Source organism: Nocardioides oceani (assembly GCF_030412965.1).
GTDB classification, from domain to species: Bacteria; Actinomycetota; Actinomycetes; order Propionibacteriales; family Nocardioidaceae; genus Nocardioides; species Nocardioides oceani.
The window spans coordinates 233,506-252,470 of the sequence record NZ_JAUHJQ010000004.1 but is presented as its reverse complement, the minus strand read 5'-3'; the positions used below and the strand labels follow the sequence as shown (position 1 = coordinate 252,470).

At 74.7% G+C, this 18,965-nt stretch carries 18 protein-coding genes; 12 read left to right on the top strand and 6 right to left on the bottom strand.

The window, feature by feature from the left end; translation table 11 throughout:
* The first annotated feature begins 36 nt into the window (after positions 1-36).
* From rpsI to QWY28_RS12450, 3 genes are read left to right on the top strand one after another with little or no spacing between them, the layout of a single operon-like run.
* Complete coding sequence (rpsI, locus tag QWY28_RS12460) at positions 37-546, top strand: 30S ribosomal protein S9 (protein ID WP_300952885.1); 510 nt, start codon at positions 37-39, stop codon at positions 544-546.
* A gap of 8 nt (positions 547-554) precedes the next feature.
* Positions 555-1,898 carry a phosphoglucosamine mutase gene (gene glmM / locus QWY28_RS12455; protein ID WP_300952884.1) on the top strand — a complete coding sequence of 448 codons (1,344 nt, stop codon included), beginning with the start codon at positions 555-557 and terminating at the stop codon, positions 1,896-1,898.
* 11 nt (positions 1,899-1,909) lie between these two features.
* On the top strand, positions 1,910-2,914 hold the full coding sequence (locus QWY28_RS12450) for a GNAT family N-acetyltransferase (protein ID WP_300952883.1): 1,005 nt from the start codon (positions 1,910-1,912) through the stop codon (positions 2,912-2,914).
* On the opposite strand, the gene coaA is transcribed toward QWY28_RS12450, so the two are convergent.
* Positions 2,901-3,911: a type I pantothenate kinase gene (gene coaA, locus QWY28_RS12445; RefSeq protein WP_300952882.1), complete on the bottom strand. Its 1,011-nt coding sequence runs from the start codon at positions 3,909-3,911 to the stop codon at positions 2,901-2,903. The genes QWY28_RS12450 and coaA overlap by 14 nt on opposite strands.
* A 66-nt stretch (positions 3,912-3,977) precedes the next feature.
* Here coaA and glmS point away from each other — a divergent pair, with 66 nt between their 5' ends.
* Both glmS and QWY28_RS12435 read left to right on the top strand, forming a co-directional pair.
* Complete coding sequence (gene glmS / locus QWY28_RS12440; protein ID WP_300952881.1) at positions 3,978-5,822, top strand: glutamine--fructose-6-phosphate transaminase (isomerizing); 1,845 nt, start codon at positions 3,978-3,980, stop codon at positions 5,820-5,822.
* Positions 5,823-5,829: 7 nt separating this feature from the next.
* The gene (locus tag QWY28_RS12435) at positions 5,830-6,183 is read left to right on the top strand and encodes a holo-ACP synthase (RefSeq protein WP_300952880.1); all 354 of its coding nucleotides are present in this window, start codon (positions 5,830-5,832) and stop codon (positions 6,181-6,183) included.
* 56 nt (positions 6,184-6,239) lie between these two features.
* Here the strand turns inward: QWY28_RS12435 and QWY28_RS12430 are convergent, their stop codons facing one another.
* Positions 6,240-7,169, bottom strand: a complete 930-nt coding sequence (locus tag QWY28_RS12430; protein ID WP_300952879.1) for a putative endonuclease domain-containing protein — start codon at positions 7,167-7,169, stop codon at positions 6,240-6,242.
* Positions 7,170-7,299: 130 nt separating this feature from the next.
* On the opposite strand from QWY28_RS12430, the gene QWY28_RS12425 reads away from it, so the two are divergent.
* From QWY28_RS12425 to QWY28_RS12400, 6 genes are read left to right on the top strand one after another with little or no spacing between them, the layout of a single operon-like run.
* The gene (locus QWY28_RS12425; protein WP_300952878.1) at positions 7,300-8,676 is read left to right on the top strand and encodes an NAD(P)H-hydrate dehydratase; all 1,377 of its coding nucleotides are present in this window, start codon (positions 7,300-7,302) and stop codon (positions 8,674-8,676) included.
* Positions 8,677-8,704: 28 nt separating this feature from the next.
* Positions 8,705-9,907, top strand: a complete 1,203-nt coding sequence (alr, locus tag QWY28_RS12420) for an alanine racemase (RefSeq protein ID WP_300952877.1) — start codon at positions 8,705-8,707, stop codon at positions 9,905-9,907.
* Positions 9,904-10,977, top strand: coding sequence for an alpha/beta fold hydrolase (locus tag QWY28_RS12415; RefSeq protein WP_300952876.1), 1,074 nt, complete (start codon positions 9,904-9,906; stop codon positions 10,975-10,977). The genes alr and QWY28_RS12415 overlap by 4 nt, the downstream gene beginning before the upstream one ends.
* Positions 10,974-11,903 carry a tRNA (adenosine(37)-N6)-threonylcarbamoyltransferase complex ATPase subunit type 1 TsaE gene (gene tsaE, locus QWY28_RS12410; protein ID WP_300952875.1) on the top strand — a complete coding sequence of 310 codons (930 nt, stop codon included), beginning with the start codon at positions 10,974-10,976 and terminating at the stop codon, positions 11,901-11,903. The genes QWY28_RS12415 and tsaE overlap by 4 nt, the downstream gene beginning before the upstream one ends.
* Complete coding sequence (gene tsaB, locus QWY28_RS12405) at positions 11,900-12,541, top strand: tRNA (adenosine(37)-N6)-threonylcarbamoyltransferase complex dimerization subunit type 1 TsaB (RefSeq protein ID WP_300952874.1); 642 nt, start codon at positions 11,900-11,902, stop codon at positions 12,539-12,541. The genes tsaE and tsaB overlap by 4 nt, the downstream gene beginning before the upstream one ends.
* 24 nt (positions 12,542-12,565) lie before the next feature.
* Positions 12,566-13,045, top strand: coding sequence for a GNAT family N-acetyltransferase (locus QWY28_RS12400; protein ID WP_300952873.1), 480 nt, complete (start codon positions 12,566-12,568; stop codon positions 13,043-13,045).
* On the opposite strand, the gene QWY28_RS12395 is transcribed toward QWY28_RS12400, so the two are convergent.
* Entirely contained in the window at positions 13,029-13,742 is a 714-nt protein-coding gene (locus QWY28_RS12395; protein ID WP_300952872.1) for a GNAT family N-acetyltransferase, read from the bottom strand. The two genes, QWY28_RS12400 and QWY28_RS12395, sit on opposite strands and share 17 nt — an antisense overlap.
* A 32-nt stretch (positions 13,743-13,774) precedes the next feature.
* On the opposite strand from QWY28_RS12395, the gene tsaD reads away from it, so the two are divergent.
* Complete coding sequence (tsaD, locus tag QWY28_RS12390) at positions 13,775-14,830, top strand: tRNA (adenosine(37)-N6)-threonylcarbamoyltransferase complex transferase subunit TsaD (protein ID WP_300952871.1); 1,056 nt, start codon at positions 13,775-13,777, stop codon at positions 14,828-14,830.
* An 89-nt stretch (positions 14,831-14,919) separates the two neighbouring features.
* Here the strand turns inward: tsaD and QWY28_RS12385 are convergent, their stop codons facing one another.
* The 3 genes from QWY28_RS12385 to QWY28_RS12375 all read right to left on the bottom strand — a co-directional run bounded on the left by QWY28_RS12385 (position 14,920) and on the right by QWY28_RS12375 (position 18,860).
* The gene (locus QWY28_RS12385; protein WP_300952870.1) at positions 14,920-17,106 is read right to left on the bottom strand and encodes an MMPL family transporter; all 2,187 of its coding nucleotides are present in this window, start codon (positions 17,104-17,106) and stop codon (positions 14,920-14,922) included.
* Positions 17,107-17,181: 75 nt separating this feature from the next.
* Positions 17,182-18,333, bottom strand: coding sequence for a hypothetical protein (locus tag QWY28_RS12380; RefSeq protein WP_300952869.1), 1,152 nt, complete (start codon positions 18,331-18,333; stop codon positions 17,182-17,184).
* Positions 18,330-18,860 carry a SigE family RNA polymerase sigma factor gene (locus QWY28_RS12375; protein WP_300952868.1) on the bottom strand — a complete coding sequence of 177 codons (531 nt, stop codon included), beginning with the start codon at positions 18,858-18,860 and terminating at the stop codon, positions 18,330-18,332. The genes QWY28_RS12380 and QWY28_RS12375 overlap by 4 nt, the downstream gene beginning before the upstream one ends.
* Between the last annotated feature and the right edge of the window lie 105 nt (positions 18,861-18,965).

Below are 18,965 nucleotides of genomic sequence, written 5' to 3'. Positions count from 1 at the left end.
TCGACTGCCCTACCGAAAGTCTGAGTGAGGATCACCGTGGCTGAGACCACCGACACCACCACTGAGGTCGAGGAGACCTACGAGGTCAACGAGCAGGGCGTCGCCTACAGCTCGGAGAGCGCGCCGTCCGCCGACGCGCCGGCCCGTCCCGCGACCATCGCCCCCGGCGCGGCCACCGGCCGTCGCAAGGAGGCCGTCGCCCGCGTCCGCATCGTGCCGGGCACCGGCGTCTGGACCGTCAACGGACGGACCCTGGACTCCTACTTCCCCAACAAGCTGCACCAGCAGGTCGTGAACGAGCCGTTCGCCGCCCTGCAGCTCGAGGGTCGCTTCGACGTCATCGCCCGCATCCACGGCGGCGGCATCACCGGTCAGGCCGGCGCCCTGCGCCTCGGCGTGGCCCGCTGCCTCAACGCGATCGACCTCGACGCCAACCGCCCGACCCTGAAGAAGGCCGGGCTGCTGACCCGCGACGCGCGTGTCATCGAGCGCAAGAAGGCCGGTCTGAAGAAGGCGCGCAAGGCGCCGCAGTTCAGCAAGCGCTGACGTCCCACGTGGGTCGTCTGTTCGGCACGGACGGGGTCCGGGGCCAGGCGAACGGTGTCCTCACCGCTTCGCTGGCCCTGGACCTCTCCGTTTCTGCCGCCCGGGTGCTCGTCGACCGCGGTGAGTTCAGCGGCTCCCGCCCGCTGGCCGTCGTCGGTCGCGACACCCGCATCTCGGGGCAGTTCCTCGAGCACGCCGTCGTGGCCGGCCTCGCGTCGGCCGGCGTCGACGTGGTCCGGGTCCGCGTCGTGCCGACGCCGGGTGTCGCGTACCTGACCGACGCGCTCGGCGCCGACGTCGGGGTCGTCATCAGCGCCTCGCACAACCCGATGCCCGACAACGGCATCAAGTTCCTCGCCCGCGGCGGCGTCAAGCTCGACGACGCCCTCGAGCAGGCGATCGAGCAGCTCATGGGCGAGCCGTGGCAGCCCCCGGTCGGCGGCGACGTCGGCCGCGTGACGCCGTACGCCACCCCCATCGAGGAGTACGTCGCCCACCTGGTCGCCACCGTGCAGCCGCTCCGCGGCCTCCGGGTCGTGCTCGACTGCGCCCACGGCGCGGCGTCCGAGGCCGGCCCCCGCGCCCTCGAGGCCGCCGGGGCCACGGTCGTCGCGATCAACGCCGACCCCGACGGGCTCAACATCAACGACGGCGTGGGCTCCACCCACCTCGGGCCGCTGCAGGCCGCGGTCGTCGAGCACGGCGCCGACGCGGGCTTCGCGCTCGACGGCGACGCCGACCGCTGCCTGGCCGTGGACGCCTCGGGCGAGGTCGTCGACGGCGACCAGATCCTCGCGATCCTGGCCCTCGGCCTCCGCTCGGCCGGCCAGCTCAAGGACGACACCGTGGTCGCCACGGTGATGAGCAACCTCGGCTTCGTCAACGCGATGCGGGACGCCGGCGTCGCCGTGCGGCAGACGGCCGTCGGCGACCGCTACGTGCTCGAGGAGATGAACGCCCACGGGTACTCCCTCGGCGGCGAGCAGTCCGGGCACGTGATCATGCGCGACCACGCCACCACCGGCGACGGCATCCTCACCGCGCTGCACGTGCTCGAGCAGATGGCGCTCACCGGACGGTCGCTGGCCGAGCTGGCGTCGGTGATGACCCGTTTCCCGCAGGTGCTGGTCAACGTGCCGGGCGTCGACAAGAGCCGCACCGACGACGAGGTCCTCGTCGCCGCGGTGGCGGCCGAGGAGGCCGCGCTCGGCGACACCGGCCGCGTGCTGCTGCGGCCCTCGGGCACCGAGCCGCTGGTGCGCGTCATGGTCGAGGCGGCCTCGCAGGAGGTCGCCCGCGAGGTGGCCGACCGGCTCGCAAATGTGGTGCGGGAGCGGCTCGCCCTCTCGTAGCCTCCCGCCCCGTGGACGTCACCGTGGTCGACCCTTCCGACGAGAGCGCCCTGCGGGCCTGGTGGGAGGTCGGCGAGGCCGCCTCGCGTGAGCGTGCCTTCGACGCGTGGCCGGCCTGGGAGGTCTCCCGGGTCTCGATCCCGCGGCCGCGCCCGGACGTCGACGTCGTGCTCGTCGCGGCGGCCCTCGACGGCCGCGTCGTCGGGGCCGGCATGCTCGTGCTGTTCCGCGCCGACAACCCCCACCTCGCCGAGCTGTTCGTGTACGTCGTGCCCGACGCGCGGCGGCAGGGCGTCGGGTCCGCGGTGCTCGCCGACCTCGAGGCGCGGGCGGTCGCCGATGGCCGCACCGCGCTGGTCGCCACCGCCTACGCACCGGTCGGGGCCGAGAGCGCCGGGACGCTGTTCTGCGCGGCGCGGGGCTACCCGGTCGCCAGCCGCGAGGAGACCAAGCTGGTCGACCTGCGGACCGCGCCCGCCTCGTGGGACGCGCTCGACCGCGAGGTGGCGGCCGGCCTGGCGGCGTACTCCGTCGTGGGGTTCGAGCGGCGGATGCCCGCGGAGCACGTCGACGCCTTCTGCGCGATGCTCTCGGTCTTCTCCTCGATGGTGCCGAGCGGGGACCTCGAGCTCGGCGAGACGACCTGGACCGCCGAGCGGCTGCACGCCACCGAGGAGCGGTTCCTCGAGACCGGCCGCACCTGGATCGGCGCGCTGGCCCTGACCCCCGGCGGCACCGCGTGCGGGTTCACCGAGCTGTCGGTGCACGACGTCGACCCGCGCCACGCCGAGGTCGGTGGCACCCTCGTGCTGCCCGAGCACCGCGGTCACCGGCTCGGGCTGGCGATGAAGCTGCGCAGCCACCGCCGCGTGAGGGAGCTCTTCCCCGCCTGCGCCCACGTCGAGACCGGCAACGCCGGCGTCAACGCGCCGATGAACGCCGTCAACGAGGCGATGGGCTACCGCGTCGTCGAGCGGGCGCTGGACGTGCAGAAGAAGGTCGCTACAGCTTCCTGAGTCGCACGTAGCGCACCGAGTGGTCCCAGTCCTTGCGCATGACGAGATTCGCGCGGGAACGGGTCGGGAGGATGTTCTCGACCAGGTTCGGGCCGTTGATGGTGTCCCAGATCCGCTCGGCCTCGGCGACCGCCTCCTCGCGGGTGAGGGTGGCGTACTTGGCGAAGTAGGAGCCCGGGTCGCGGAAGGCGGTCTCGCGCAGGCGCAGGAACCGCTCGACGTACCAGGCGCGGATCTTGTCGCGGCCGGCGTCGACGTACACGCTGAAGTCGAAGAAGTCGCTCACGGCGAGGCTGGTGCGCCCGTCCTCGCGGACCCGCGCGGGCTGGAGGACGTTGAGCCCCTCGACGATCACGACGTCGGGGCGCTTGACGACGACCTTCTCGTCCTTGACCACGTCGTAGACGAGGTGGGAGTAGACCGGCGCCTCGACCTCGTCCCTGCCCGACTTGATGTCGACGACGAAGCGCAGCAGCGCGCGGCGGTCGTAGGACTCCGGGAAGCCCTTGCGGTGCAGGATGCCGCGGCGCTGGAGCTCGGCGTTGGGGTAGAGGAAGCCGTCGGTCGTCACCAGTGCGACGTTGGGGTGCTCGGGCCAGTGGGCCAGCATCTGCTGCAGGACGCGGGCGGTGGTCGACTTGCCGACCGCCACCGAGCCGGCCACGCCGATGACGAACGGCGTGCGCGGCGGCGTACGACGGTGCAGGAAGTCCTCCTGCTTGCGGTGCAGGCGACCGGCCGACTCGACGTACAGGCTCAGCAGCCGGCTCAGCGGCAGGTAGACGTCGCGGACCTCGTCGAGGTCGAGCGAGTCGCCGAGACCGCGCAGCGTGCGGATCTCCTGGCCGCTCAGCGGGCTCTCGGCGCCGGTGCCGAGCGCGGCCCAGGCGGAGCGGTCGAGCTCGATGTAGGGCGACGGCTCCTTGTGGGACTCGTCGGGGTGGACGGGACCGGCCCCGGGCAGGGGACCCGTCGAGCCTGACGACCCTCGCGACATGGCGGCGATTGTTGCAGCCGCGCGACGAAGCGGGGCGTGCGGTCCCATCTCGTTAGAGTGGGGCCCATGTGCGGGATCGTCGGGTACGTCGGGGACAAGCAGGCCCAGGACGTCGTCATCGAGGGCCTGCGCAGGCTGGAGTACCGCGGGTACGACTCCGCCGGCATCGCCCTCGTCGACGGCGGGAGCATCGCCTCGGCGAAGAAGGCCGGCAAGCTGGCCAACCTGGAGAAGGTGCTGGCCGACCAGCCGCTGCCGACCTCCACGACCGGCATCGGGCACACCCGCTGGGCCACCCACGGTGCCCCGAACGACGTCAACGCCCACCCGCACCTCGGCTCGACCGGGCGGGTGGCGCTGGTGCACAACGGCATCATCGAGAACTTCGACGACCTGCGCGCGCGGCTCGAGGCCGACGACCACGTGCTGGTCTCCGAGACCGACACCGAGGTCGCCGCGCACCTGCTGGAGCTGCAGGTCGAGTCCGGGGTCGACCTGACCACGGCGATGCAGCGGGTCTGCCAGCGGCTCGAGGGTGCGTTCACCCTCGTCGCGGTCGACGCCCAGGACCCCTCGCGGGTGGTGGCCGCGCGGCGCAACTCGCCGCTGGTGGTCGGCATCGGGGAGGGCGAGAACTTCCTCGGCTCGGACGTGGCGGCGTTCATCGAGCACACGCGCGAGGCGCTGGAGCTGGGCCAGGACCAGGTCGTGACGATCACGCGCGAGGGCGTCGAGGTGACGACGTTCGACGGGGCGCCGGCCGAGGGCACGCGCTACCACGTGGACTGGGACCTGTCGGCGGCGGAGAAGGACGGCCACGACTGGTTCATGCGCAAGGAGATCTTCGAGCAGCCGCGGGCGGTGGCCGACTCCCTGCTGGGCCGGCACGCGCGCAACGGGCTGCTGCAGCTGGACGAGATGCGGCTCTCGGACCAGGAGCTGCGCGACATCGACAAGATCATCATCATCGCGTGCGGCACGTCGTTCTACGCCGGGCTGGTCGCGAAGTACGCCATCGAGCACTGGACGCGGGTGCCGGTCGAGGTCGAGCTGGCCAGCGAGTTCCGCTACCGCGACCCGATCCTGGACTACTCCACGCTGGTGGTCGCGATCTCCCAGTCGGGGGAGACCGCGGACACGCTGCAGGCGATCCGGCACGCGCGGCTGCAGCGCTCCAAGGTGCTGGCCATCTGCAACACCAACGGGTCGACGATCCCGCGGGAGTCCGACGCGGTGATCTACACCCACGCCGGCCCGGAGATCGGGGTCGCCTCGACCAAGGGGTTCCTGACCCAGCTGGTCGCCTGCTACCTGCTGGCGCTGTACCTCGCGCAGGTCAAGGGCACCCGCTACGGCGACGAGATCAGCGAGATCATGCACCAGCTCGAGGCGGTGCCCGAGCAGATCTCCTCGGTGCTGGCGCAGGCCGAGGACGTCTACGCGCTGGCGCGGGCGCACGTCGACACGAAGTCGGTGCTGTTCCTGGGGCGGCACGCGGGCTACCCGGTGGCGCTGGAGGGGGCGTTGAAGCTCAAGGAGCTGGCCTACATCCACGCCGAGGGGTTCGCGGCCGGCGAGCTGAAGCACGGCCCGATCGCGCTGGTGGAGGAGGGGCTGCCGGTGCTGTGCGTCGTGCCGCCCCGGGGTCGGGACCAGCTGCACGAGAAGATGATCTCGGGCATCCAGGAGGTTCGGGCGCGGGGTGCGCGGACGATCTGCCTGGCCGAGGAGGGCGACACCTCGATCGAGCCGTACGCCGACCACCTGATCCGGCTGCCGAAGGTGCCGGTGCTGCTGCAGCCGCTGGTGGCGGTCGTGCCGCTGCAGCTGTTCGCCTGCGAGCTGGCCACCGCGATGGGCCACGACGTCGACCAGCCCCGCAACCTGGCCAAGTCGGTCACCGTCGAGTGAGCCGCTGATGCCGGTCATCGGCGTCGGCATCGACGTCGTCGACATCGCCCGCTTCGGGGAGTCGCTGACCCGCACGCCGGGTCTCTCGGCGCGGCTGTTCACGCCGACCGAGGCCGCGAGGCCGCTCGCCTCGCTGGCCGCCCGGTTCGCCGCGAAGGAGGCGCTCGCCAAGGCGCTCGGCGCCCCCGTCGGCCTGGCCTGGCACGACGCCGAGGTGGTCTCGGAGTCCTCCGGCCGGCCGCTGCTCGAGATGCGCGGCTCGGTCCTCGCCCGGGCCGACGAGCTCGGCGTCACCTCGGTCCACCTCTCGCTCTCCCACGACGCCGGCGTCGCCTCCGCCGTCGTCGTCCTGGAGTCCTGAGGCGTCCCGTCCACCGCCTCGTGATGCTGAGCGTGCGCTGGGGCGCACGCTGGGCATCACGAGGCGGGGCGGGCGGCGCGCGGGACGCCGAGCCGACGCAGATCCGTGGCCAGGCGGGCCGGCTCGTCGCGCAGCTCGCGGGAGGTGCACCGGACGACTCGGCGACTGACCGTCGTGAGCCGCCGCTGACGGGCGAGGTCGTCCTCCCACTGCTCGACCGCCATGTGGAACGAGCCGTCGACCTCAAGCACCAGCACGGAGCCGTCCGGCAGCAGCCACTCCGCGTCGGTGAACCGGAGCCGTCCCTCGCCGTCGCGGCGGCGTACCTGCCGGTCGGGGGTGCGCAGGCCGTGGTCCCGGCACAGGCGGACCAGGTCGAGCTCGGACACGGAGTGCGAGCCACGGCCGATGTCGGCGAGCGCCGACCTGAGCACCGGCGCCTTGCGGAGCGGGCGCATGCGGTCCACCCAGGCGAGCAGGTCCGCGGCGGTGGTGAGCTGCTGCTGCACGGCCGCGGCGACGACGCCCTGGGCGGTGCGCGGGGAGGGCTGGTAGGCGGCGAAGTGGAGCACCGCCGGCTCGATCCGCAGCCGGGGGAGCGGGCTCGAGGGGTCCTGCATCGAGCTGAGCCGCCGGCGCGTCCGGGCGAGGTGGACGCCGGGCACGTCGTCGTCGAGGTCGAGGTCGTACGGCACGAGCACCGTGACGGTCTCCCGGTGCCAGTGCCGCAGGCCGGCGAGCTCGGCGGCGGTGAGGTCGCCCAGCACGCTGCGGTCGCCCGCGTGGAGGACGCCGAGCCACATCGTCTGCAGGCGGGTGAGCTCGCCGGTCGTGGTGCTGACGACGGTCGCCGACCGCAGCACCCAGCGGCCGGCCGCGACCTGGTTGCGCACCGCGAACCGGTCGACCCCGACCGCGGCAAGCTGCGCCCGGCTGACCATGCCGGCCTGCCGGGCGCTCACCGTCCGCCAGGTCTCGCGCGCCATCGTCCGAGGGTGCCGCGGATCGGCCGCCGCTGCTCCGGCCCGTCCACAGGCCGCCCCCGACCCCGCCTCGTGATGCTGGGAGTGCGGTGGAGCGCACGCTCAGCATCACGAGGCGGATAGCGTCGCGCCCATGCGGTACGCCCACACGGTCGAGCAGGTCCGCGCGGCGGAGCGGGAGCTGATGGCGAGGGTGCCGGAGGGCACGCTCATGCAGCGGGCGGCGTCGGGGCTGGCGCACGCGGTGGTCGACCTGCTGGGCGGGGCGTACGGCGCGCGGGTGCTGCTGCTGGTCGGGTCGGGGGACAACGGCGGCGACGCCCTGCACGCCGGCGCGCTGCTGGCCCGGCGCGGCTGCGCGGTCGAGGCGGTGCTGCTCTCCGAGCAGGTGCACGCGGGCGGCCTCGCCGCGCTGCGGGCCGCCGGGGGCCGCAGCGTCGAGCGCGCGAGCCGCCGGCCCGACGTCGTGGTCGACGGGATCGTCGGCATCGGCGGTCGCCCGGGGCTGCGGCCGGAGGCGGAGGCCGCGCTGACGCAGGTGGCGGGAGTCCCGGTGGTCGCGGTCGACGTGCCGTCGGGGGTCGACGTCGACACCGGCCGGGTCGAGGGGCCGTACGTGGTCGCCGACCTGACCGTCACCTTCGGCAGCCACAAGCCCGCGCACCTCCTCGACCCGGCGGCCGAGGCGTGCGGAGCGGTGCACCTGGTCGACATCGGCCTGGACCTGCCGCCCGCGGCCGTCGAGTCGCTGCAGGCCGAGGACGTCGCGCGGCTGGTGCCGCGACCGCGGCCGCAGGACCACAAGTACACCCGGGGCGTCGTCGGCGTCCGGGCCGGCTCCGCGCAGTACCCCGGCGCCGCGCTGCTCTGCGTCGCCGGCGCCGCCTGCGGGCTCGCCGGGATGGTGCGGTACGTCGGGGAGGACCGCGTCGCGGACCGAGTGCGGGAGGCGCACCCGGAGGTCGTCGGCGCCGGCCGCGTCCAGGCGTGGGTGGTCGGGTCCGGCGGCGGGCAGCACGCCGACGAGGCGCTCGCGGCCGCCCTGGCCGACGAGGTGCCGACCGTCGTCGACGCCGACGCGCTCCAGCACCTCCGGCCGGGCCCGCGCGACCTGGTGCTCACCCCGCACGCCGGCGAGCTGGCCGCGATGCTCGGTCGCGATCGCGGCGAGATCGAGGGCGACCCGCTGGCCTGGGCCCGCCACGCGGCCGAGGAGTACGCCGCCGTCGTGGTGCTCAAGGGCCGCCACACCGTGACCGCGCGACCCGGCGGGCGGGTGCGCGTGACGACGACCGGGACCCCGTGGCTGGCGACGGCCGGCGCCGGCGACGTGCTCGGCGGCGTGGTGGGTGCGCTGCTGGCGGCGGGCCTCGAGCCGTTCGACGCGGCGAGCGTCGGGTCCTGGCTGCACGGGGCCGCGGCGACGCTGGCCGGCGGCGACGGGCCGCTCGTCGCGACCGAGGTCGCCCGCGCCCTGCCCGCCGCGGTCCGGAGCCTGCCCCGACCCTGACCGGGGCCGGGTGGGAGAATGGCCCGCCATGAGCCCCCTGCCGGTCCCGCGCGCCGAGCTGGTGGTCGACCTCGCGGCCGTCCGGCACAACGTGCGGCTGCTCACCGAGCACTGCGGCGTCGCGATGATGACGGTGGTCAAGGCCGACGGGTACGGCCACGGCATGGTCGAGGTCGCCCGCGCCGCCCGCGAGGCCGGCTCGCCCTGGCTGGGCGTCGCCACGATCGACGAGGCGCTCGCACTGCGGGCGGCCGGCGACACCGGACGCGTGCTGTGCTGGCTGACCGTGCCGGGCGACCCCTACGACCGCGCGGTCGCCGCCGACGTCGACGTCACGGCGTACTCCCTCGCCGAGCTGGCCGAGGTCGAGGCCGCCGTCCGCCGCACCGGCACCCCGGCCCGGGTCCAGCTCAAGGTCGACACCGGGCTCTCGCGCGGCGGCGCGACCCCGGCGGACTGGCCGGCCCTCGTCGAGGCCGCCCGCGTCGGCGAGGTCGCCGGGCACTGGCGCGTCACCGGCCTCTGGTCCCACCTCGCCGCCTCCGACGAGCCCGACCACCCCGCCAACGACAGCCAGGAACAGGTCTTCCGCGAGGCGCTCGCGGTCGCGGAGGAGGCGGGCCTGACCCCGGAGGTGCGCCACCTGGCGAACAGCGCTGCGGCCGTGCTGCGGCCGAGCGCGCGCTTCGACCTGGTGCGCTGCGGGATCGCGTCGTACGGCCTCGACCCCGCACCGGGGCGCCTCCCCGACCTCGGCCTGGTGCCGGCGATGACCGCGCGCGCGACGCTCGCGATGGTCAAGGACGTGCCGGCGGGCGCCGGGGTGTCCTACGGCCACACCTGGGTCGCCGACCGAGCGACGACGCTCGGCCTGGTGCCGGTGGGGTACGGCGACGGCGTGCCGCGCTCGGCGAGCAACGCCGCCTCCGTGGCCGTCGGCGGGCGTCGGCGACCCGTCCGGGGACGCGTCTGCATGGACCAGCTGGTGGTCGACCTCGACGGCGACCGGCCCGAGCCCGGCAGCGACGTCGTGCTCTTCGGCACCGGCCGGGACGGCGGCCCGACCGCCCAGGACTGGGCCGAGGCGGCCGGGACGATCAGCTACGAGGTCGTGACCCGCATCGGCGGCCGGATGGTCCGCACCCACGTCGACAGCCGGCTCGACAGCCGGCTCGACAGCCGGCTCGACAGCCGGCTCGACGGCGAGCTCGACGACGGGGCCCGGCCGTGAGCCCCCGCCGGACCATCGCCGGAGCCGCGCTCGGCGCCGCCGGCCTCGCCGCCGCCGGGACGGTCGTCGGGGTCAGCCGCCACCGGCGCTCGCTCTCGCGGCGGCCCGGGCCGGGCGTCGAGGACCACCCCGACGTACCCCTCGGGTCGCTGCGCGCCGACGCCCTGACGGTCGTCGCCGACGACGGCGTTCCGCTGCACGTCGAGGTCGACGAGCCGGCGACGTCGCAGCCGGGGGACCCGACGGTCGTGCTGGTCCACGGCTACGCGCTGACCCTCGACTGCTGGCACTTCCAGCGGCTGCACCTGCGACGTGCCGGCGTCCGCACCGTGCTCTACGACCAGCGCTCGCACGGCCGCTCGGGCCGCTCCGCGCGGGAGCACGCCACCATCGACCAGCTCGGCCTCGACCTGCGGCGGATCCTCGACGAGGTCGTGCCCGACGGGCCGGTCGTGGTCGTCGGCCACTCGATGGGCGGGATGACCGTCGTCGCGCTGGCCGAGGACCACCCCGAGCTGTTCGGGGACCGGGTCGTCGGCGTCGGCCTGGTCAGCACCACCGCGGGCGGGCTCGACGTCGGCCGGCTGCTGCTGCCGGTGGTCCCGGCCAAGATCGGCCTGCCGATCGCCCAGCGGACGATCGCCACGCTCGCGCGTCGGCCCCAGGTGGTCGACCGGATCCGCCGGCTGGGGAAGTCGGTCGCGATGGTCGCCACCGACCTGTTCGCCTTCGGCGACGACGTCCCGGCGGCGTACGTCGAGTTCGTCGACGCGATGCTGTCGGCCACGCCGTACGAGGTGGTGGCGGAGTTCTTCCCCGCCTTCGGCGGACTCGACAAGTTCGACGCCGTCGAGGTGATCGGGCGGGTGCCGACGACGGTCCTGTGCGGCACCGCCGACCGGCTGACGTCGATCGGGCACAGCCGCAAGCTGCACTCGCGGATCGCCGAGTCGCGGCTGGTGGAGGTCGAGGGAGCGGGGCACATGGTGGTCCTGGAGCGGCACGAGCAGGTCGACGAGGAGCTCGACCGGCTGCTGGCCGCGGTGCGAGACGAGAGGGTGGCGGGGTGAGCGACGTCCAGGTCGTGCGCGTGGGTCCGGAGTCGGCCGCGCAGGTGCTGCGCGTGGTGCAGGAGGCCTTCGCCGCGCGCCCGCCGCTCGACCCGCCCGCCGACGCGCTGGCCGAGACCGAGGAGACGATCGCGCGGATGCTCACGCCGCACGGCGGCCTCCTGGCCTGCCTCGACGGCGAGCCGGTCGGCGCGCTCGTGCTCGACCCCGTCGGCAACACCGTCTACCTGCGCCGCTTCGGCGTGGTGCCGTCCGCCCAGGGGCACGGCATCGCCGGCCGGCTGATCGACGCGGTCGTCGACCACGCGGAGGGGTACGACGACGTGACGGTCGTGGCCCGCGAGGAGCTGCCGCGCACCATCCGGTTCTGGGACCGGCAGGGCTTCCGCGAGATCGACCGCCGCTCGCCGCTCGTCGAGATGCGCCGCCCGCTGCGCACCGCCGTCTTCCAGGCGCCGACCCCCGACGCCATGCACGCGCTCGGCCGCTCGCTCGCCGGCCAGCTCGCCCCCGGCGACCTGATCGTGCTCAGCGGCGAGCTCGGCGCCGGCAAGACCACGCTCACCAAGGGCATCGGCGCCGGCCTCGGCGTCCGCGGCGAGATCACCTCGCCGACCTTCGTCATCGCCCGGGTCCACCCCTCGCTCGTCGGCGGGCCCGCCCTGGTCCACGTCGACGCCTACCGCCTCGGCGGCATGGAGGAGCTCGACGACCTCGACCTCGACACCGACCTGGACACCGCCGTCACGGTGGTCGAGTGGGGCGAGGGACTCGCCGAGGGACTCACCGACTCCCGGCTGGAGGTGCGGATCGTCCGCGCCGAGGCCGACGAGGCCGACCCCGACGCCGAGCTCGACCCGCGCCGTGTCGAGATCACCCCGGTGGGCCCCCGGTGGCACGCCCTCTCCTTCCGAGGACTCGGATGACCCTGCTGCTCGCCCTGGACACCGCCACCCCCTTCGTCACCGTCGCTCTCCACGACGGCGAGGACGTCGTCGCCGAGCTCGTCTCGGAGCGGTCGATGAAGCACGGGGAGCAGCTCGCCCCGCTCGTCGCCGCCGCGCTCGAGCAGGTCGGGGCGGTCCGTCAGGACCTCACCGCCGTCGCCGCCGGCGTCGGCCCCGGACCGTTCACCGGCCTGCGCGTCGGGCTGGTCACCGCGCGCACCCTCGGGTTCGTGCTGGACGTCCCGGTGTACGGCGTGTGCTCGCTCGACGTGCTCGCCGTCGAGGCCGCCGACGCCGGGATCGGCACGGAGTTCTGCGTGGCCACCGACGCCCGCCGCAAGGAGGTCTACCTGGCGACGTACGCCGCCGACGGCACGCGCCTCGACGGCCCGGTCGTCGAGCGCCCCGCCGTGGTGGCGACCGGGCGGCCGGTGGTCGGCGAGGGCGCGGTGCTTTACCCCGAGGCCTTCCCCGACGCCCGCGGCCCCGTCCGGCCGAGCGCCGGGTGGCTGGCGCGGGTGGTGACCGAGGAGCGGGCCGAGCTGCTGGACTCCGAGCCGCTCTACCTCCGCCGCCCCGACGCCGAGATGCCCGGCAAGCCCAAGCCGGTCTCGTGAGGCCGGTCTCGTGAGGCCCTTCTCGTGAGCGTCCGCGCCGCGACGCCCGACGACCTGGACGCGGTCGCCGCGCTCGAGGAGGAGTGCCTCGGCGCCGACGCCTGGTCGCGCGGGCTGGTCGAGGCGGGGCTGGCCGGCGACGTGCCGACGGTCGTCTACCTCGTCGCCGAGGCCGACGGCCCCGACGGCCCCGACGGCCCCGCCGGTGACGTGGTCGGCCACGCGGTGGCCAGCATCGTCGCCGACATCGCCGAGCTGCAGCGGATCGCGGTGACGCCGGCCGCGCGGCGCGGCGGCCACGCGAGCGCGCTGCTCGACGAGGTGGTGGGCCGGTCGAGGGCGGGCGGCGCCGAGCGGCTGCTGCTGGAGGTGCGCGAGGACAACGCCGGCGCGCTGGCGTTCTACGCGGCGCGCGGGTTCGTCGAGGTCGACCGGCGGCGGCGCTACTACCGCGACGGGGCGACCGCGGTCGTGCTGCGCCGCGGGCTCAGGAAGGGCTGCTGAGCGGGCCGGAGCAGAAGGTGTGCTCCGTGCGGTAGCCCAGCCGCTCGTAGATCCGCAGCGCCGGTGCGTTGTCGGTGTACACCCCGAGCGTCGCCACCTGCGGCGGCCGGTCCATCGCCCACCGGGTCAGGCCCTGCGACAGCGCCAGCCCGAGGCCGCGGCCGGTCGCCCCGGGCAGCACCGAGACCGCCCGCAGGTGCCCGCTGCCGTCGGGGTCGCGGCGTACCGCCCCCACGCCGACCAGCCGCCCCTCCACCCGCACGCCCAGCCAGCCCTCGATCCCCAGCGTGCCCGGCCGGCCGAAGGTGTCGGGCTGCGCCACGTCGAGCACCGCGTCGACCGCGTCGGCGTCGTCGACCCGCTCGAGCGGCACCGTCGGCGGGGGAGCGGGCTCGGTCGTGCGCATCCAGTGCCAGTGCCCGCGCACGTCGTAGGCCCAGGCCGCCGGCACCGCGCCGTACGCCGCCTCCTCGACCGTCAGCCGGGCCGGCACGAACCGGTCGGCCAGTGCCGCCATCAGCGGACCGAGGTCCTCGGCCGGTCCCAGCCCGACGGTGTGGTGCGCCCCGTGGACCAGCACCGCGTCGCCGCGCTCCCAGGCCACGTCGTACGTCGCCGGGCCGGCGGTGTGCCGCACGAACGGCACCGACGTCGTCGCTGCCAGGTCCCGGAGTCCCGCCGCCGCCACCTCACGCACGGCGGTCATCCTGCACCGCGCACAATGGAGCCGTGACGGACGCCCCCCTCGTGCTCGGCATCGAGACCTCCTGCGACGAGACCGGTGTCGGCATCGTCCGCGGCCACGAGCTGCTGGCCGACGCCGTCGCGAGCAGCGTCAACGAGCACGCCCGCTTCGGCGGGGTCGTGCCCGAGGTCGCCAGCCGCGCCCACCTCGAGGCGATGGTGCCGACGATCGAGCGGGCCTGCGAGACCGCGGGCATCCGACCCTCGGACGTCGATGCGGTCGCCGTGACCAGCGGCCCCGGCCTGGCCGGTGCGCTGCTCGTCGGCGTCGCGGCGGCCAAGGCGCTGGCGATCGGCCTCGACAAGCCTCTCTACGGCGTCAACCACCTCGCCGCCCACGTCGCCGTCGACCAGCTCGAGCACGGCGCGCTGCCCGAGCCGTGCATCGCGATGCTGGTCAGCGGCGGTCACTCCAGCCTGCTGCGCGTCACCGACGTCACCGGCGCGGACGGCGGGGTCGACCCGATGGGCGCGACGATCGACGACGCGGCCGGCGAGGCGTTCGACAAGGTGGCGCGGCTGCTCGGGCTGCCGTTCCCGGGCGGGCCGCACATCGACCGGGCAGCCCGCGAGGGCTCCTCGGTGTACGTCGACTTCCCGCGCGGCCTCACCTCGCGCCGCGACCTCGAGCGGCACCGGTTCGACTTCTCCTTCTCCGGCCTCAAGACCGCCGTCGCCCGGTGGGTCGAGGCCCGCGAGCGCTCCGGCGAGCCCGTCCCCGTGGCCGACGTCGCCGCGTCGTTCCAGGAGGCCGTCTGCGACGTGCTGGTGCGCAAGGCGCTGGACGCCGCGGCCTCGGAGGGCATCGAGGACCTGCTCATCGGCGGCGGCGTCGCGGCCAACTCCCGGCTGCGCCACCTCGCCGAGGAGCGCGCCTCGACGCTGGGCATCCGCGTCCGCGTGCCCCGGCCGGGCCTGTGCACCGACAACGGCGCGATGGTCGCCGCCCTCGGCGCCGAGATGGTCGCCCGCGGCCGTACGCCGTCCCCGCTCGACCTGCCCGCCGACTCCTCCCTGCCCGTCACCGAGGTGCTCGCCTAGCCGCTCCGGTCCGCCGCGCCTGCCGCGCGGGCTCCGGGCCCGGCTCCCCGCTGGCCTGTGACAGCGGGGCGCGGCCGAGGGGCCGAGGGTCACGTACCGGCGGAGACCTCGGCGCCGCGGTCGGCGGCGCCCGGAGCGGCAGGGCCGTCGTGGTGGTCGTGGCCGGGCTTCGCGTCGCCGTGGCCGGGCCACCAGGCGGCGTGCCCGATGAGCGCGGTGAGGGCGGGGGTGAAGAACATCGACATCACGAACGCGGCGATGAAGATGCCGAAGGAGAGCGCGAAGCCCATCGACGTCATCAGGCTGTTGCCGCTGAGCATCAGCGAGGCGAAGGTGCCCGCGAGGATGACGCCAGCCGCGGCGATCGTGGGGCCGGCGTGCTTGAACGCCTCGGCGGCGGCCGCCCGGGGGTCGCGGCCCTCGCGGGCCTCCTCGCGCAGCCGCGCGATCATCAAGATGTTGTAGTCGGTGCCGAGCGCGGTGACGAACAGGTAGATGTAGATGGGCAGCATGAAGATCAGCCCGCTCTCGCCCCCGAGGTGCTGGAAGACGATGACCGTCGCGCCGAGGGTGGCGGCGAAGCTGAGGCCGACCGCGGCCATGAGGTACAGCGGGGCGACCAGGCTGCGCAGCAGCAGGGCGAGGATCAGCAGGATGACCAGCGCGGCCACGGGGAAGACGACCTTGTAGTCGCGGGCCATGGCGTCCTGCAGGTCGGCGAAGATGCCCGGCGTGCCGCCGACGAGCGCCTCGGTCCCCGCCGGCGCCGCGGCGTGCGCCTGGTCCCGGATCGGGCCCTTGACGTCCTGGAGGGCCTGGTCGGAGACCGGGTCGCTGTCGAGCACCACCATGAACTGGGCGGTCGTGCCGTCCTCCGACGGCGTGCCGGGGTAGACCTGGTCGACGCCCTCGGCACCCTCGAGATCGGTGCGGAACTGCTCGAGCGCGTCCGGGGAGAGCCGGCCCTCGGACCGCAGCAGCACCGGCACCGGCTCGCTGGCGCCGGCGGCGAAGTGCTCCTGGAAGGTCTCCAGCGCCTCGGTCGACTCGACGTCGTCGGGGAGGCTGGAGTTGAAGTCGAACGAGGGGTTGAAGCCCAGCGCGAAGACGGCGAGCACCGCGAGGACGGCGCCGGAGACGGCGGCGTACAGCCCGGGGCGCCGGCCCATGCCGGCGCCCACGCGGGCGAAGCGGGCCGCCTCGGGCTCCTCGCGCCACTTCTTCGACGGCCAGAACAGCGCCCGGCCCAGGACGGTCACGACCGCCGGGACGAGGGTCAGCGCGGCGAGCAGGGTGACGGCGACGGCGATGGCCAGCGCCGGGCCGATCGCCTTGAAGACGCCGAGGGAGCTGAGCAGCAGGGCGAGGAACGCCACGATGACCGCCCCGCCGGCCGACGCGATGGCCTCGCCGGCGCGCTCGAGGGCGTGCACGACGGCGGCGCGGGTGTCGGCACCCTGCCGCAGCCGCTCGCGGTAGCGGAAGAGGAAGAACAGGATGTAGTCGGTGCCGATGCCGTAGAGGACGACCACGAGGATCGTCTCGATCGAGGAGTCGGCCTTGAGGTCGAAGACCTCGTTGGCCCAGCCGATGAGGCCGGTCGCCACCATCGACACGATCGTCACCACCACGATCGGCATCAGGCAGATGATCACGCTGCGGAAGATGATCGCCAGCAGCAGGACGATCAGCACGACGGTCGCGATGCCGACGATCGCGAGCGCCTGCTCGCTGGAGTCCTGGGAGTCCAGCCCCTGCGGCACCGACCCGGTGGTGGTGACCTCCAGGCCGCTGCCCTCGGTCAGCTCGGTGATCTGCTCGCGCATCTCCTCGGCGTCCTCGAACGCCGTCGGGTCGAAGCCGGTCGCACCCTCCGCGAGCCCGACGATGCCGAGCAGCAGCTCGCCGTCCTCGGAGAGGTTCGGCTCGCCGTCCGGCCCCGCGGTCACGACCTGCTGGACGAAGGTCTCCTCGCCCAGCCGGGGACCGAGCTCCTCGGCGATGCCGGTGGCCGTAGCCAGGTCCTCCTGGGAGAGCTGGCCGCCGCCCTCGCGCTGGAAGAGCAGCAGGGCCGCCGGGGTCGTGGCGCCGGGGAACTTCTCCTCCTGCAGCTCCACGGCCTGGATCGACTCGTAGTGGTCGGGCAGGAACTCGGACTCCTCCTGGGTGGTCTCGAGTGCCGGCGCCAGGGAGACCACGGCGACGGCGAGCACCACCCAGGCGGCGATGACGAACCAGGGACGACGGGAGGCGAGTCTGCCGAGCGCGCTGAACACGGCTCTCAACGTAGTGGCCACCGGCGACGCCGCGCCTCCGGTTTCCCGGCATCCCGGGGGAACGTCAGGGGAACGTCAGGGTCCGGTCGGGAGGAGGTACGGCGACGAGACCTCCGGGACGTCGCCGGGCAGCGGTGCGAGCGGCTCCCCGACCACCTCCTCCTGCCCGTCCACCCCGATCCGGACGACCGACCAGCGACCCTCCCGCAGGACGGCGGCCAGCACGTGGTCCTCGTCGGTCCAGACCATCCGGTCCAGGGCGTCGGCGATCGGCATCTCGTGGACGATCGCGCCGGTCAGCGCGTCCCGCAGCCGCAGCTCGCGCGTGCCGGCGCCCTCGCCGAAGCTCGTCGCGACGTACCGTTCGTCGGGGGAGAAGCGGTAGACGTTCTCGACGCACCCCTCCCACAGCGGCGCCGCCCGGTCGACCTGCCAGACACCGGAGCAGACACCGAGGTCGTCGGGCGCGACGCCGGTGATCCCGGCGACCAGGGAGTCGTCGGCGGAGACCCCGACGACGAGGGGGACGTCGACGTCCCAGGGGGCGTAGCCGCCGTCGCTCGAGGCGAGGTACGTCGCCGCCTCGCCGACCGGGACGTCCTGGTCGGTCACGACGACGTCGCACGCGGCCGCGCAGTCGCCGACGAACCCCCGGAGCCGGGGCGCGCCGGCCTCGACCTGCGCGAGGCGGTCGACCTCGCCGGTCGACCCGTCGAGCAGCACCACCTCGCCGCCCGGCACCAGCCAGGCGGCGTACCGGCCGTCGGCGTCGACGACGAACGATTCCTGCCGCTGCACCGGCCAGGTGGTCTCCAGCGAGCCGTCACCGCCGTGCAGCGACACGACGTCCGTCCCCTCGCGGGAGCCGGCGGCGACGTACCCCTCGGCCAGGGGCGCCCAGGCCCGCAGGTCGTCGACCCCCTCGAGCGGAACGCGGGTGCCGTCCAGAAGGTGGACCGTGCCGCCGGTGACGAAGCCCGTGCCGTGCACCCCGTCCGGACGAGGCGCGGGCTCGACGACCGCGTCGTCGCCCCCGGCCAGGGCGACGCCGAGGGGGACCAGCACGGCGGCGACCGCGGCGGCCACGGCGGCGGTGGTGGCACGCCGCCGCCGCCGGATCGTGCGGGCGGCCTCCTTGACGTCGCCGAGCGTGAGGGGGGCGTCGGTGAGGGCGTCGGCCCGCTCGCGCAGGCCGCGCTCCAGGCGGTCCTCGATGGTCTCGCTCATCGCTCCTCCTCCCGGGAGGTCGGGTCCAGGTGGGACGGTGTCCGCTCGCGGAGCGTCGCCAGCGCGCGGCTGCACTGGGACTTGACGGTGCCGACCGAGATGCCGAGCACGTCGGCCGTCTCCGCCTCGGTCAGCTGCTCGTAGTAGCGCAGCACGAGGACCGCTCGCGCCCGGCGGGGCAGGCCCTGGACGAGCGCCCACACCTGGGCGCTCGTGCCCTCGTCGTACGTCGGGACCACCGGCGGCGGTTCGGGCACCACCTCCGTGGCCCGCTCGCGCTGCTTCCAGCCGCGGCGCCACAGCGAGGTGTGCTCGTTGACCATGATCCGGCGGGCGTAGGCGTCGACCGCGCCACGGTCGTGGACGCGGTCCCAGGCGAGGTACAGCTTGGCCAGCGACGTCTGCAGGAGGTCCTCGGCGGCGTGCCGGTCACCGGTGAGCAGGTACGCCGTGCGCAGCAGGGCGGGCTGCCGGGCGGCGAGCCACGCGGTGAACTCGCCGTCGCGCGCCGCCTCGCGTTCGGTCATGGATCCAGTCTCGGCGCCCGTCGTCCGGGCCGGCGTCCGGGTGGGTGGCATGGGTGCGCTCCGTCCTCTCACGGGGAGGACGCGATCGGCTCGCGGAGGGTTGCA